This is a genomic window from Tritonibacter aquimaris (assembly GCF_009617595.1).
Classification (GTDB): domain Bacteria; phylum Pseudomonadota; class Alphaproteobacteria; order Rhodobacterales; family Rhodobacteraceae; genus Epibacterium; species Epibacterium aquimaris.
In genome coordinates, this window is record NZ_WIXK01000004.1 from 384,490 (window position 1) to 397,607 (window position 13,118).

The 13,118-nt window shown below is 55.0% G+C and carries 15 protein-coding genes; 6 read left to right on the forward strand and 9 right to left on the reverse strand.

Features of this window, described 5'->3' with window-relative positions; all coding sequences use genetic code 11:
* Positions 1-101: 101 nt before the first annotated feature.
* The 3 genes from GG681_RS10150 to GG681_RS10160 form a co-directional block, all read right to left on the reverse strand.
* The gene (locus tag GG681_RS10150) at positions 102-1,304 is read right to left on the reverse strand and encodes a CaiB/BaiF CoA transferase family protein (RefSeq protein ID WP_235899855.1); all 1,203 of its coding nucleotides are present in this window, start codon (positions 1,302-1,304) and stop codon (positions 102-104) included.
* Positions 1,291-2,904, reverse strand: coding sequence for a thiamine pyrophosphate-binding protein (locus GG681_RS10155; RefSeq protein WP_153547697.1), 1,614 nt, complete (start codon positions 2,902-2,904; stop codon positions 1,291-1,293). Before GG681_RS10155 ends, GG681_RS10150 begins: the two co-directional genes overlap by 14 nt.
* A 97-nt stretch (positions 2,905-3,001) precedes the next feature.
* Entirely contained in the window at positions 3,002-3,478 is a 477-nt protein-coding gene (locus GG681_RS10160) for a DUF302 domain-containing protein (RefSeq protein ID WP_153547699.1), read from the reverse strand.
* A 505-nt stretch (positions 3,479-3,983) separates the two neighbouring features.
* Between GG681_RS10160 and GG681_RS10165 the strand changes: the two genes are divergently transcribed.
* From GG681_RS10165 to GG681_RS10175, 3 genes are all read left to right on the forward strand, one after another.
* Positions 3,984-4,616 carry an ATP-dependent Clp protease proteolytic subunit gene (locus tag GG681_RS10165; RefSeq protein ID WP_153547701.1) on the forward strand — a complete coding sequence of 211 codons (633 nt, stop codon included), beginning with the start codon at positions 3,984-3,986 and terminating at the stop codon, positions 4,614-4,616.
* Positions 4,617-4,771: 155 nt separating this feature from the next.
* On the forward strand, positions 4,772-6,040 hold the full coding sequence (gene clpX, locus GG681_RS10170; RefSeq protein ID WP_153547703.1) for an ATP-dependent Clp protease ATP-binding subunit ClpX: 1,269 nt from the start codon (positions 4,772-4,774) through the stop codon (positions 6,038-6,040).
* A gap of 342 nt (positions 6,041-6,382) precedes the next feature.
* Positions 6,383-6,748 (forward strand): RidA family protein, encoded by a 366-nt coding sequence (locus GG681_RS10175; protein WP_153547705.1) that lies wholly within the window; start codon positions 6,383-6,385, stop codon positions 6,746-6,748.
* Here the strand turns inward: GG681_RS10175 and GG681_RS10180 are convergent.
* Positions 6,722-7,465, reverse strand: coding sequence for a DUF4760 domain-containing protein (locus tag GG681_RS10180; RefSeq protein WP_153547707.1), 744 nt, complete (start codon positions 7,463-7,465; stop codon positions 6,722-6,724). The genes GG681_RS10175 and GG681_RS10180 overlap by 27 nt on opposite strands.
* 345 nt (positions 7,466-7,810) lie before the next feature.
* Between GG681_RS10180 and GG681_RS10185 the strand changes: the two genes are divergently transcribed.
* The 3 genes from GG681_RS10185 to GG681_RS10195 are packed head-to-tail and all read left to right on the forward strand — an operon-like array spanning position 7,811 to position 9,023.
* Positions 7,811-8,197 carry an NADH:ubiquinone oxidoreductase subunit NDUFA12 gene (locus GG681_RS10185; protein WP_153547708.1) on the forward strand — a complete coding sequence of 129 codons (387 nt, stop codon included), beginning with the start codon at positions 7,811-7,813 and terminating at the stop codon, positions 8,195-8,197.
* An 8-nt stretch (positions 8,198-8,205) separates the two neighbouring features.
* The gene (gene mlaD / locus GG681_RS10190) at positions 8,206-8,655 is read left to right on the forward strand and encodes an outer membrane lipid asymmetry maintenance protein MlaD (RefSeq protein WP_153547710.1); all 450 of its coding nucleotides are present in this window, start codon (positions 8,206-8,208) and stop codon (positions 8,653-8,655) included.
* Positions 8,652-9,023 (forward strand): DUF2155 domain-containing protein, encoded by a 372-nt coding sequence (locus GG681_RS10195; RefSeq protein ID WP_408057662.1) that lies wholly within the window; start codon positions 8,652-8,654, stop codon positions 9,021-9,023. The genes mlaD and GG681_RS10195 overlap by 4 nt, the downstream gene beginning before the upstream one ends.
* Here GG681_RS10195 and aat read toward each other — a convergent pair.
* The 5 genes from aat to GG681_RS10220 all read right to left on the reverse strand — a co-directional run bounded on the left by aat (position 8,987) and on the right by GG681_RS10220 (position 13,117).
* Positions 8,987-9,619 carry a leucyl/phenylalanyl-tRNA--protein transferase gene (gene aat / locus GG681_RS10200; protein ID WP_153547712.1) on the reverse strand — a complete coding sequence of 211 codons (633 nt, stop codon included), beginning with the start codon at positions 9,617-9,619 and terminating at the stop codon, positions 8,987-8,989. The genes GG681_RS10195 and aat overlap by 37 nt on opposite strands.
* A gap of 64 nt (positions 9,620-9,683) precedes the next feature.
* Positions 9,684-11,033, reverse strand: coding sequence for an acetyl-CoA carboxylase biotin carboxylase subunit (gene accC, locus GG681_RS10205; protein ID WP_153547714.1), 1,350 nt, complete (start codon positions 11,031-11,033; stop codon positions 9,684-9,686).
* Positions 11,034-11,042: 9 nt separating this feature from the next.
* Positions 11,043-11,540 carry an acetyl-CoA carboxylase biotin carboxyl carrier protein gene (gene accB, locus GG681_RS10210; RefSeq protein ID WP_153547716.1) on the reverse strand — a complete coding sequence of 166 codons (498 nt, stop codon included), beginning with the start codon at positions 11,538-11,540 and terminating at the stop codon, positions 11,043-11,045.
* A 146-nt stretch (positions 11,541-11,686) separates the two neighbouring features.
* Positions 11,687-12,223 (reverse strand): LuxR C-terminal-related transcriptional regulator, encoded by a 537-nt coding sequence (locus GG681_RS10215; protein ID WP_153547718.1) that lies wholly within the window; start codon positions 12,221-12,223, stop codon positions 11,687-11,689.
* A 138-nt stretch (positions 12,224-12,361) separates the two neighbouring features.
* A complete protein-coding gene (locus GG681_RS10220) occupies positions 12,362-13,117 on the reverse strand; it encodes an ABC transporter ATP-binding protein (protein WP_153547720.1) in 756 nt (251 codons plus the stop codon).
* Position 13,118 lies beyond the last annotated feature (1 nt).

The window sequence follows — 13,118 nt, forward strand, 5'->3', positions numbered from 1 at the left end:
AATCCGCAAAAAACTGAAGCTTATGCTACAAAGTTTGCCAATGCTGAGCAGGGCTTGGCTGGTTTTTGTAACACTTGGCAAAATACAACTCATTATCTAGGTCATTTTCCGGCTAAGAAACCGCCGTCGGGGGAGAGCACATCATCTGTGTCTTCGCCAAAAACGGGTGGAGCCTTGCGATAGGTGACTGGTGTGCGGGAAAATTTGAGCGGGTTGCCGATCAGATCCACGTCGCCCGCAGCACTTTCCATGCTGATCTGCATCTCACGTGCGGCCACCTGATCTGAGGTGAAAACCTGATCCAATGTCTGTACAGGGCCTGCGGGCACTTTTAGTGCTTCGAGCCCTTGGATGATTTCAGCCGTGGTTTTTGATTTCACTGCCGGTATCAGGGCCTCATCCAGCGCCTCGCGATGTTTGAGTCGCGCGGGATTGGTTGCAAACAATGGATCCTTTGGCAGATCTGCGAGGCCAAAGAAGGTCGCGCAACGTTCAAACTGGCTGTCATTGCCCACCGCCAGAATGACATGCCCATCTGCCGTTTCGTAGGTGCCGTAGGGTTTGATATTGGGGTGGCCATTGCCGCGCCGGGTGGGGAGCTGGCCTGATGTTAGGTAATTCACACCTTCGTTGATCAGCCAGGCGATCTGACTGTCCACCAGTGCAAGTTCGACCCACTGGCCTTCGCCGCTTTGCTCTTTGTGGCGCAGGGCTGCGAGAATGCCGATGCAGGCGTACATGCCACACATGACATCCGCGATGCCCACGCCCACTTTCATTGGTGCACCATCAGGTTCACCAGTGAGAGACATGATGCCGCCGTAGCCTTGTGCCATCAGATCATAGCCGGGCTTTGCCGCATTGGGGCCGGTTTGTCCGTAGCCCGAAATCGAACAATAGATCAGGCCGGGCAGTTCGGATTTGAGGCTGTCGTAATCCAAACCGTATTTGGCCAAGCCGCCGGGTTTGAAGTTCTCGATCAAAATATCCGCATCTTGGGCGAGGGCGCGGATCTGTGCCTGACCTTCGGGGGTGGCAATATCAATTGAAACCGAGCGTTTGTTGCGGTTTGCGCACATATAGTAGGCAGATAGGTCGGTGTCATTGCCGTCTGCATCTGTCACATAGGGCGGGCCCCACTGGCGGGTGTCATCGCCGCCGGTCTTGGGGTTTTCCACCTTGATCACATCTGCGCCGAGATCGCCCAGCAGCTGGGTACAGGTTGGACCTGCCAAAATGCGTGACAGATCCAGTACTTTGACGCCTTTAAGCGCGCCATGGGGCAGTAATTCAGATCCGACCATCATATCCTCCACGTTCGATGACGGCGGCTATCACCGAAAACTTATCAGAGGCTTGCGCCTCAGTAAGTGCAGCGCGCAATTCCGCACGGTTGGTTGCAGTAAAACCATTGCCGCCAAAGGCGCGGCCCATCGCGGCAAAGTCGTGCTCGGCAAAATCAACACCCGCATTTGTGAGCTGGCGTTGGCGTTGCTTCAGCTCAATCAGGGCGAGGGAGGCATCCACAAACACAAGGAAAATAGGAGCAACCGCAAATTCCACAGCGCTAGCAAGCTCACCTGCGACCATCAGGAAACCGGCGTCGCCAGAAAAGCTGATCACGGGGCGATCCGGCTGCGCAAGCTTGCGACCAATGGCCATCGGCACCGCACATCCCATGGTACAAAGGCCGGATGATTGGATCAGCGCGCGTGGCTCATGGCAGCTCCACATCTGGCTAAGCAGGATCCGATGCGCGCCACTGTCTGCACTGGCCAGCGTGTTTGGCGGCAAAACATCGCGCGCTTCGGCGATCACGGCTGCGGGTCCCCATGTATCCTCGGTGGGAAAGGCATCCGTCAGCCCCTGTTTGGCGGTCTGAAACGCGCCATCTGTCCAGGTGTCGCTGCGGCTTTGCCCTTCGGACAGGGCTGAAAGCGTTGGCTGAAGGGGGGCAATAATCGAAATGCCGGATTGGTGCATATAATGTGTGTTGGCTTCTGCGCCGATTTCGAGCACGCGGGTTGTGTTGACATCCCATGCATCACGCCAGCCTGTGCGCATTTCGATCGGATCATAGCCAAGTGATAGGATCAGATCCGCGTTCTCAATCAAGGGCATCAGGTGTTTGTCTGCAAGCGGTGACAGGCCCGCACCACCAAGGCAAAGCGGGTGGTTTTCATCGATCACCCCTTTGGCCTTATAGGTGGTGACAAAGGGGATATTATGCGCCTCAACAAAGGCTTGCAGCGCAGCCCCCGCATTTTCCTGCATTGCGTCGAGGCCAATAATGGCCAGCGGGCGCGTGGTCTCAGAGAGCCAGGAACGCGCCTGCGCAAGTGCGTCGCCCGTGGCCGCGGTTGCAGCTGCAGGCGCGCGGCGAATTCCGCGCTCTGTTGCGGGGGTGTCGGCAACTGTAATGGGCACATCAATATGGACGGGTCCCTGACGGGGCTCCATCGCAATGGCAACGGCCTTGTCTGCGATCACTTCTGCCGCATCAGCATCCAAACGGAAGCTGGCTTTGGTGATCGGGCGATAGACAGATTGCTGATCAAGCACCTGATGGGTGTAGGTCTGCTCTTCGGCAGCATCAACACAGCCCGCCAGCACCAGCATTGGCACCCGGTCTTGATGGGCGTTTGCAACCACATTGATCCCATTGAGCGCGCCAGGGCCAAGCGTTGCCACCAGAATGGCTGGCGCCCCATCTGCGTGATGCACCGCTTCGCCCATAAAGCCTGCGCAGTTTTCATGTTTCGCAAGATGAAACCGAATGCCCGCCTTTTCCAGCGCATCCACAAGGGTCAGCACTTCGCCGCCAGGCATGCCAAACGCATGGCGGCATCCAGCAGCATAGAGGCGGCGTGCAAGCACATCTGCCGCGCGTAAGGGTGTGGTCATTGAATTTCCTGACGTATTTTAATTTGCGACCAGATTGCGCCCTGCGCCGGTTGGCGCAAGGGGGCTCACACCAAGGTGAGAAGCGTTACAATCTGCGCTAATCTATTGCTATTTCGGCAATCTTGCCAAATTTCACCGTGAGTTCATCGGCGATTTTTTGCAAGCTTTCCCCGCCTTCGTCGAGATAGGGCGCAAAAACATAGCCAGGGGTTTTGTATGAGAGCGTGGCACTGCCATCCGCGTTTTCGGTCACATAGAACCGGATCGGGGCTTCGATCATTGCGGCAGTTGAAAGTGCGAGGACTTTTACCGCGTAGTCATTGTTGAACACGCCCATGATGCGGTTGCCGGGAATGGTTATGCCACGCGCTGCCGCTGCGCCGGTGGGCCCTGCCTGGGTGACAACAATGAGCCCCTGATCTTTGACCGCCGTGCCAAGATCTTTGATCAGTGTTTTGTAGGGTTTTGTGCTGTTGTAGACCTCCCATCCCGTCCGGGGTTCGAGATCTGAGGCGGTAGCTGCCAAAGGGGCAGCAAGGAGAGCGAGCACAAGCGAAGCGCGGGAAAACAACATCTGATTTATCCTATGAGGTCAGAACTCAGCGATACCTATCTGAATTGTTGTGTAAGGTTTCTCACATTGCCGTGGGGGCAGCCTGCAGGCGATACTCCGCTGCCGAGCATTTTTTGCAATTCAGATAGATCGCTAAAATGTGAGATAAATCCCTGTGTCGGCCTGAGGCGTACGGCGCCGAAGTTAACGAAGAAAAAGGCAGCAACAGCGCGTGATCACCCCAAAGAGCGCGGCTGTTTGATCGCGGTGAAAAGCCAGATGAGTTGAGACTTTGCGACGTCTATCTGCCTATTTCTTAGGTGCTTTACGATAACTTTATCGCATGGCTCTTGTCTTTATGGGGAAGAGGCGCACCCTTTGCAGGGGAGCGCGTTAACGCTCTTCATGACATTTCTACAATTAAAAACAAACCTCGCCCCTTGCAGCATAATTGGGCGGATACTAAGACTCAGGTAACCAGCGTGCGTTTAGAATGGCGCTTACAAGTGAAACAAGGCAGGTCCAAATGATTGATCCCCGCGAAACATATATGAATACCCTGGTACCAATGGTTGTTGAACAAACCAGCCGGGGCGAACGGGCCTATGATATTTTCTCCCGCCTGCTCAAAGAGCGCATCATTTTCCTGAATGGCCCTGTTCATGATGGGATGAGCTCGCTGGTGGTGGCACAGCTGCTGCACCTTGAGGCGGAAAACCCGTCCAAAGAGATTTCGATGTATATCAACAGCCCCGGTGGCGTTGTGACATCTGGCCTGTCGATCTATGACACCATGCAATACATCAAGCCGAAGGTTTCGACACTTGTGATTGGCCAAGCGGCGTCTATGGGATCGCTGCTGTTGACTGCTGGTGCCGAAGGGATGCGTTTTTCGCTGCCAAATTCACGTGTGATGGTTCACCAGCCCTCTGGTGGTTTCCAGGGTCAGGCGACCGACATCATGATCCACGCAGAAGAGACGCTGAAGCTGAAAAAGCGCCTCAACGAGATCTATGTCAAACACACTGGCCGCGACTATCAGACCATTGTTGATGCGCTGGAGCGTGATAATTTCATGTCGCCAGAAGAAGCCAAAGAGTTCGGCCTGATTGACGAGATCGTCGAAAATCGCGCCAAAGGTGACGAAGAAGAGAACTAAACGCGCCGAAAGGCGTGTTCGCGCCTCTCTTTGTGAGAGGCGCACATTATTTGGATTGTGGCCGCTTGGGACCTCCCCTAAGCTGTCCAAACGGCAAAGGCCATCCCGGCAGGCGGCTGGTGTGGCAGAAGGCCGAGCGTACTGAAAGGTAGAACATGGCAACGAACTCAGGCGGTGACAGCAAGAACACCCTTTACTGCAGTTTCTGTGGCAAAAGTCAGCATGAGGTGCGCAAACTGATTGCTGGTCCCACGGTGTTCATCTGTGATGAATGTGTTGAGTTGTGCATGGATATCATCCGTGAAGAGACCAAAGCCTCGGGGCTGAAGGCAACCGATGGTGTGCCCACTCCGCAGGATATCTGCAACGTGCTCGACGATTATGTAATTGGTCAGGCTACGGCAAAACGTGTTCTGTCTGTGGCGGTGCATAACCACTACAAACGTCTGAACCACGCGCAGAAGGCGGGCAATGATATTGAGCTGGCGAAATCCAACATCTTGCTCATTGGCCCAACCGGTTGCGGTAAAACGTTGCTGGCGCAGACTCTTGCGCGCATTCTGGATGTGCCCTTCACCATGGCGGATGCCACCACATTGACCGAAGCGGGTTACGTGGGTGAAGACGTTGAAAACATCATCCTGAAGCTGCTGCAGGCATCAGAATATAACGTAGAACGCGCACAGCGCGGCATCGTTTATATCGATGAGGTCGATAAGATCACCCGTAAATCGGAAAACCCATCGATCACCCGCGACGTCTCTGGCGAGGGTGTGCAGCAGGCGCTGCTGAAACTGATGGAAGGCACGGTTGCCTCGGTTCCGCCGCAGGGCGGGCGCAAGCATCCGCAGCAGGAATTCCTGCAGGTCGACACCACCAACATCCTGTTTATCTGCGGCGGTGCGTTTGCAGGTCTGGATAAGATCATTGCACAGCGCGGCAAGGGCTCGGCGATGGGCTTTGGCGCGGATGTCCGCAACAATGATGACCGCGGTGTGGGTGAATTGTTCAAAGAGCTTGAGCCGGAAGATCTGCTGAAGTTTGGCCTGATCCCGGAATTTGTTGGTCGTCTGCCGGTTCTGGCAACGCTGGAAGATCTGGATGAGGACGCGCTTGTCACCATCCTGACCAAGCCAAAGAACGCTTTGGTCAAACAGTACCAGCGCCTGTTCGAACTGGAAGAGACTGAGCTTGATTTCACCGATGATGCGCTGAAAGCCATCGCCCGCAAGGCGATTGAGCGTAAAACCGGTGCCCGTGGTCTGCGCTCCATTATGGAAGACATCTTGCTCGACACTATGTTCGACCTGCCCGGCATGGACAGTGTTGAAAAAGTTGTGGTGAATGATGAGGCGGTGAATTCTGACAAACAGCCGCTGATGATCCACGCAGAAGGCGACAAGGAGCCAGCTACCGCTGGCTAAGGCAGATTTCTGCCACAGTTGATGTAAATAAAAGGCCAATGTCTTGATGACGTTGGCCTTTTTCTTTTTCCAGGATAGGTCGGCGAGATCCGTGCATGAGTTCTATACGAGACCGCGATGTAGCGCGGTTTTTCAATTTGAGCGAGCGCTGACAAAGGTTACCGTCAGCTTATCGCCCCAAGCCTCTGAAGTTTGCGCAAAGTTTCTACCGCCAACATGGGCCTCAGGACACTGGAGCGCAGACCGGTTCGGGGGTGAGCTTTTTTTGTATGCGCCGGAACAAAGGCTTGCGGCGCAGATCTGCTTTGGCGATTAATGTTTCCAACACAAAGGAGACAGTTCATGACCATCAAACGCATTTCATCCGGTGGCGAGTTTGAAGCAAAAGTCGGCTATTGCCGTGCCGTTGTTGCGGGCGGTTTTGTCCATGTTGCGGGCACCGTTGGGGCAGGGGATACCGTCGAAGAGCAATGTAAGGCAGCGCTTGAAACCATTGGTGCTGCACTGGAAAAAGCTGGTGCAAGCTTTGCCGATGCGGTGCGGGTGAATTACTACCTGCCGGATGCGGCGGAATTTGAACCCTGTTTCCCCATTCTGGCCGCCACTTTTGGGGCAAACCCACCCGCTGCAACCATGATCGAGTGCAATCTGATTGACCCCAAATTCCGCATCGAGATTGAGCTAACGGCCCTCGCGCCGCAGCAATAAGGCGGCTGCAACTTCCGCAGAAGAGGGAATGGCGCGTTCAGATAAGACGCCTGCGTAGTTCAGTTTTTCGGCGCGCCATTCTTCATAAAGCTGGGCGAGATGTTCCAATGTAGTGGGATCATTTTCGCGCAGCTCGGCAATCATGAAACGCGCGTCATCAACCAGATTACACATGATGCCACGGATTGATTTGCGCAACAGATCCTTGTCCAGATCACCCTGTTCGATGCCAACGGCCAGAAATTCATAGTAGTTCAACAGCTGCTGCAAGGCCTCGGCACCTTCACGCGGTTTGCCGTTTTGCGCGCGGGCTGCCTTCCAGTCGTCTAGGTAGATATCTTGATCGGTTGGAAAGATCTCTTTGCGCAGGCTGTTGGTGGTTTGGAAATACTCCGACAGGCGGCTTTGAAACAGGATATTGATCGTATGCTGTTTGCGTTGTGCCCGTGCATTTGCGGCGGCTGTGTTACGATAGGTGCGATAGGCTGCAAACAGGCCAATTGCGGTTGTGACCAATGCAGTCACGGTTGCTGTGGCAATCCCAAGGAGGCTGACAAGGATTCGGTGTTCACCTGTGGGGTTGTCGGGGATCAGATTCAGAAGGTCGCGGTATTCGCCTGCAAATAAAAACGCAGCAAAACCGCCAGTGACGAGAATCACCAGGCACAGAACCCCCACAGCTCCAAACATCAGAAGCCCAATAAGGAAACGGTCCATAGACGAGGTAATCTCTTGAAAAAAGGCGTAATTAAAAAGAAGAGCGGCGTTTAGCCGTTGCCAAAACCTTCATGGGTCACTGTGTATCTCCTTCATTGTCCTTACAACCATACAGGATCTGCAGTTCAAACAGAAGTCCTTGCGCAAAACACAGATAAGACATCGGGGACTGATCACCCTCAATCGGTCTCTGGGAAACTTTATGCCTGTGCTTTTAATATGGGATTAAGGGCGTGCGCTGCAAGATCACGCCGGAATGAGCGCAATATCAGTATGATATCTTCTGCGATCTGGACCTTGGCGCGAATATAGGCCATATCAGATCTGAAATCGTCGGAGGAACTTATGGGAATCCTGAATTCTTTGTTGAAAGCCGTTACTTGGTGGAATGGTTCCACCTTGAACACTGCCATCTACACTCGCCGCAATGGCACCAAAGTGGGTGAAGATGATCAGGGCAACACTTTTTACCGCAACGCAGATGACAGCAAGCGCTGGGTGATCTTCAATGGTGAGGCTGAAGCCTCCCGGGTAAGCGCCGATTGGCATGGCTGGCTGCATCGTACCTTTGACGAGGTGCCGAGCGAAAAACCATTGAAACATAAATCCTGGGAACAGCCGCATCAGGAAAACCTGACCGGCACTGCATTGGCCTATGCTCCTGCGGGATCGATCCGCACCACCGGGGAGCCCAAGCCACGCAGCGATTATGATGCCTGGGTTCCAGAATAAGGGCAGACATGTCTCAAAATACAACAGAAGTTGTGGTTGGCGGCGCGGTATTGGCCGTCGCCATCGGGTTTGCCGTGTTTGCAAGCCAGGCAGCGGGCTTGTCGCAAGGCGGCGCGGATTATCCGCTGACCGCCTCGTTCCGCTCGATTGAGGGGATCAATGTTGGCACCGATGTGCGTCTTGCTGGTGTCAAGGTTGGCACTGTTACCGAGGTGGGGCTGAACGCTGAAACCTACCGCGCGGATACTGTGATCAACGTCAAACATGGCATTGAGATCCCGGATGACAGCGCGGCAGTGATTGCCTCAGAAGGGCTTTTGGGCGGCAACTTTGTTGAAATCGTACCGGGCGGATCACCTTTCGCGTTGGAAGCGGGCGATGAGATCCTGGATACCCAAGGTTCTGTCAGCCTGATCTCGCTTTTGTTGAAATTTGTCTCTGGTGGAGATGACAAGTGATCAAAACGCTTGTTGCAAGTGCGGCCGCTGTTTTGGCGCTGATGTCCCCCCTGCAAGCGCAGGAAACCCGTGCTGCAAAAGGCACGGGGGTTGTGCTGCGCAGCCTTGATAAGGTGAATGGCCGGGTTGAAGACAGAGAGCTGGCAATCGGCTCAAGCGCGCAGCTACAGGGCCTGTTGGTGACGGTGTCTGATTGTCGCTACCCGGCTGATAACCCGACGGGTGATGCATATGCTTATCTGCGTGTACGCAGCCCGCTTGATGGTGTGAACTATTTTCAGGGCTGGATGGTTGCTTCTAGCCCTGCACTGAATGCGCTGGATCACAACCGTTACGATGTCTGGGTCTTGCGCTGCAAAACGTCCTGAGCCGCGGGCAGGGGCTGTGCGGTGAACTCAGCGTCAACGTAGAGCGCCTCTTTGAGCAGGCTCTGATATTTGGCACGCGAGATTTCTACCGCGCCCAATGAGGCCAGATGTGGCGTCAGGAACTGGGTGTCACAAAGCGTGAAGCCGCAGTTTTGCAGATGGCACATGAGATACGCGAGCGCGACTTTGCTTGCGTCTGTACGGCGCGAGAACATGCTTTCGCCAAAAAACGCCCCACCAAGTGACACGCCATAAACACCGCCAACCAATTCCTGGTCCTGCCAGATCTCGATTGAATGGGCGTGGCCGCGGCCGTGTAGCTCATTGTAGCGGGAAAAAATCTCATCATTGATCCAGGTCTGGGGCCGATCGGCGCAGCCTTCCACCACATTTGCAAAATCACGATTGTGGGTCACATCGAAGGTCTGGCGGCGAATGGTGCGTGCAAGCGAGCGCGACATGTGGAACTGGTTCAGTGGGAAAACGCCACGCCGTTTGGGATCCACCCAGAACACTTCTGGATCGTCACGATCATCAGCCATGGGGAAAATGCCGATCGAATAGGCATGCAACAGAAGGTCGGCAGACAATTCCATGAAATCACGTATCCAGAAACAAAAAAGGCGCGCCGAAGCGCGCCTCGCTTGAGGTCTGATAATATCAGCCCTGTAGGTTGTTTTCCAGCCAGCGTTCCAGCCAGTGGATGTTATACTCGCCTGAATGAATGGCAGGCTCCTGCAGCAGCGCATCAAACAGCGGCAGCGTGGTGTCGACGCCATCCACAATCAGCTCTCCCAAGGCGCGGTGCAGGCGCGAAAGCGCTTCCTGACGGTCGCGGCCATGTACGATCAGCTTACCAATGAGGCTGTCGTAATAAGGCGGGATCGAATAGCCATCATAAAGCGCCGAATCCATGCGTACACCCAGACCACCCGGCGCGTGAAACGCAGAGATCTTACCGGGGCAGGGCGCAAAGTTTGGCAGGCGCTCAGCGTTGATACGCACCTCAATCGAGTGGCCGTTGATCTCAAGGTCGTCTTGATCGAACGACAGCGGCAGCCCTTCGGCAACGCGGATCTGTTCGCGCACAAGGTCCACACCAAAGATCGCCTCGGTCACCGGGTGTTCCACCTGAAGGCGGGTGTTCATCTCGATGAAGTAGAATTCACCATCTTCATAGAGGAACTCAACGGTGCCGGCACCGGAATAGCCCATTTTGCCAATAGCATCGGCACAGATTTTGCCGATCTTGGCACGCTCTTCTGGGGTGATGCAGGGGCCGGGGGCCTCTTCAAACACCTTTTGGTGACGACGCTGCAAGGAGCAGTCACGTTCACCGAGGTGCACACCTTTGCCCTTGCCGTCGCCAAAGACCTGGATCTCAATGTGGCGCGGCTTCTGGAGGTATTTCTCCATATAGACTTCGTCGTTGCCAAAGGCGGCTTTGGCCTCAGAACGCGCGGTTGAAAACGCCATCTCCAGATCGGCTTCGGTTGCGGCCACTTTCATGCCACGACCACCGCCACCTGCTGTTGCCTTGATGATCACGGGATAGCCCATATCAGCGGCAACTTTACGCGCGGTCGCCACATCGGGAACGCCACCATCAGAGCCGGGAACACAGGGGATACCCAGCGCCTTTGCGGTGTCTTTTGCGGTGATCTTATCACCCATCTGGCTGATGTGTTTGGCGGAAGGGCCAATGAAGGTCAGCCCGTGATCTTCCACGATCTGCACAAAATTGGCGTTTTCCGACAGGAAGCCATAGCCCGGATGGATCGCCTGCGCGCCGGTGATTTCACAGGCGGAAATGATCGCGGGGATCGACAGGTAGCTTTGCGCTCCAGAAGGCGGGCCGATGCAAACGGATTCATCGGCCATACGCACATGCATCGCGTCTGAATCAGCGGTGGAATGCACCGCGACAGACTTGATGCCCATTTCCCGGCAGGCACGGATCACGCGCAGCGCGATCTCCCCCCGGTTGGCAATCAGGATTTTATCAAACATGGGCCGCCCTTACTCGACGATGACCAGCGGAGATCCGAATTCAACGGCTGCGCCATCTTCGACCAGGATGCGTTTTACGGTGCCGCCTTTGGGCGCCGGAATGTGGTTCATGGTCTTCATCGCTTCGACGATCAGCAATGTGTCGCCTTCGCTGACCTTGTCACCCACTTTGATAAAGGAAGGCGCGCCAGGCTCTGCCTGTAGGTAAACGGTGCCAACCATAGGAGAGGTCACAGCGCCCGGATGGCTGGCTGGGTCCTCATTGGCCTCAGCAGCCGGAGTGGCGGCCGGTGCAGGCGCTGCCGCTGCTGCAACAGGTGCTGCCGCTGCGGGCACTTGCATCTGCACAGGTGCAGCAACCGCCATCTGGCGAGAGACGCGTACGTTCAGGCTGTCATCTTCACCATAATCCCGTTTCACTTGCAGTTCAGTCAGATCGTTGTCCCGAAGCAGTTCAGCCAGTGCTTTGATGAATGCTACGTCTGCGTCATGATTTTTGTTTGTCATTTTGTCCTCAGCCGGTTCCGACAGACCCGCCATGCGGGGCGGGTTGGAAATCAGAGCGCTTATACGGCAAGGCTTGCCTTATGAAAAGCACTCTTGATTGCGGAAATAAATGGTGTTTTGCGATGCAAATTGCAAGTTCATGCTGCCTAAAGCGGCATGCCCGAAAGTTTCGCAACCAGTTCGGGCAATTTGCGGGCACCAAATTTAGTTAAAAGATGGGCGCGATGGGTTTCGATTGTACGGTAAGAGAGGTCGAGCTCTTTGCCGATTTCCTTGGCTGACAGGCCGCGGCAGGTCAAAATGGCCACTTCGCGTTCCCGCGGGGTCAGGCTGACGATAGGGCGATCCTGCGATATATCCACAAAGGACCAGACGCCGGTGGCAAAGGGCGTTTCGGGCGAAGTGGACCGTCCGCGCACCCGGCACCAGAACAGATCTCCGTTCAGACGCCGCATGATGCGCTCATCTGTGTAGGTGCCGCTTTCGGTTTCATGTTGTTTCAATACGGTGCCGACGCGCTGGAAATCTTCCTGGCTGGGATAAAGCTCGGCAATCGTACGGTCGACAAAATCAGCAGTGGGACCCGCAAATGTATCCGCAAACTGCAGATTGCATGTCTTGATAACCCGATTTTCCAATATAGCGAGGCCAACGGGCGCATGGTCAAAAGCAAATTCAGTCATGAGGATTTATGCGCACAAACTTTGGGGTGAGAAAAGTTTTTTATATAAGAAAAGCCGCCCTAAGGGGGTAGGGCGGCTCAGCAATCTCTGCTGGGTGGAAGGCCAGCGGGTGAGATTGCAATTTGGTATGTCGAAACCTCAGATCGCCAGATACTCTGCGCGCAGCTCGTGGTTTTCCAAAACTTCGGCAGCGGTGCCATCAAAGACGATGCCACCCGTGTCGAGAATGACCGCACGATCCGCAAGCTCTAGCGCCCGCACCGCGTTTTGTTCGACGATGATGGTGGTCATGCCCTGTTCTTTGATGTGGATAAGGGTTTTTTCAATCTCATCCACAATCACCGGGGCGAGACCTTCGTAAGGCTCATCCAGCAACAGTACCTTGATGTCGCGGGCCAGGGCGCGGGCAATGGCCAGCATCTGCTGCTCACCACCTGAAAGTGTCACACCTTCCTGCTTGCGTCGTTCACCAAGGCGCGGGAAGAGATCGTAGAGACGCTCAATCGACCAACCAATCGGCGGAGCGATCTGCGCAAGCTGCAGGTTCTCTTCCACCGTGAGGCCGGGAATGATCCGGCGATCTTCTGGCACAAGGCCAAGGCCCGCTGTTGCGGCCTCATGGGATTCCATCAGATGCAGCGGCTGGTGGTCGAGCCAGATTTCACCCTGGGTCACCATCGGATTATCCATGCGTGCAATTGAACGTAGGGTTGAGGTCTTGCCCGCACCGTTGCGGCCCAAAAGCGCCAGGATTTCACCTTCATGGACGTTAAAGTTGATGCCCTGCACGATATAGCTTTCGCCATAATAGGCGTGCATGTCCCAAATCGACAGAAACGCGGGTGCCGTGGTGGCCTGATTGGCGTTTTTGGAAAAGTCAGGTTTGATGTTCATG

Excerpts from the sequence above, each read along its gene's own strand:
- GG681_RS10150 (WP_235899855.1), bottom strand. The coding sequence starts at position 1,304 with ATGGTCGGATCTGAATTACTGCCCCATGGCGCGCTTAAAGGCGTCAAA.
- GG681_RS10215 (WP_153547718.1), bottom strand. The coding sequence starts at position 12,223 with ATGACTGAATTTGCTTTTGACCATGCGCCCGTTGGCCTCGCTATATTG.
- GG681_RS10220 (WP_153547720.1), bottom strand. The coding sequence starts at position 13,117 with ATGAACATCAAACCTGACTTTTCCAAAAACGCCAATCAGGCCACCACG.
- GG681_RS10175 (WP_153547705.1), top strand. The coding sequence starts at position 6,383 with ATGACCATCAAACGCATTTCATCCGGTGGCGAGTTTGAAGCAAAAGTC.
- GG681_RS10155 (WP_153547697.1), bottom strand. The coding sequence starts at position 2,904 with ATGACCACACCCTTACGCGCGGCAGATGTGCTTGCACGCCGCCTCTAT.
- GG681_RS10180 (WP_153547707.1), bottom strand. The coding sequence starts at position 7,465 with ATGGACCGTTTCCTTATTGGGCTTCTGATGTTTGGAGCTGTGGGGGTT.
- accB (WP_153547716.1), bottom strand. The coding sequence starts at position 11,540 with ATGACAAACAAAAATCATGACGCAGACGTAGCATTCATCAAAGCACTG.
- GG681_RS10165 (WP_153547701.1), top strand. The coding sequence starts at position 3,984 with ATGATTGATCCCCGCGAAACATATATGAATACCCTGGTACCAATGGTT.
- aat (WP_153547712.1), bottom strand. The coding sequence starts at position 9,619 with ATGGAATTGTCTGCCGACCTTCTGTTGCATGCCTATTCGATCGGCATT.
- mlaD (WP_153547710.1), top strand. The coding sequence starts at position 8,206 with ATGTCTCAAAATACAACAGAAGTTGTGGTTGGCGGCGCGGTATTGGCC.
- clpX (WP_153547703.1), top strand. The coding sequence starts at position 4,772 with ATGGCAACGAACTCAGGCGGTGACAGCAAGAACACCCTTTACTGCAGT.
- GG681_RS10185 (WP_153547708.1), top strand. The coding sequence starts at position 7,811 with ATGGGAATCCTGAATTCTTTGTTGAAAGCCGTTACTTGGTGGAATGGT.
- accC (WP_153547714.1), bottom strand. The coding sequence starts at position 11,033 with ATGTTTGATAAAATCCTGATTGCCAACCGGGGGGAGATCGCGCTGCGC.
- GG681_RS10160 (WP_153547699.1), bottom strand. The coding sequence starts at position 3,478 with ATGTTGTTTTCCCGCGCTTCGCTTGTGCTCGCTCTCCTTGCTGCCCCT.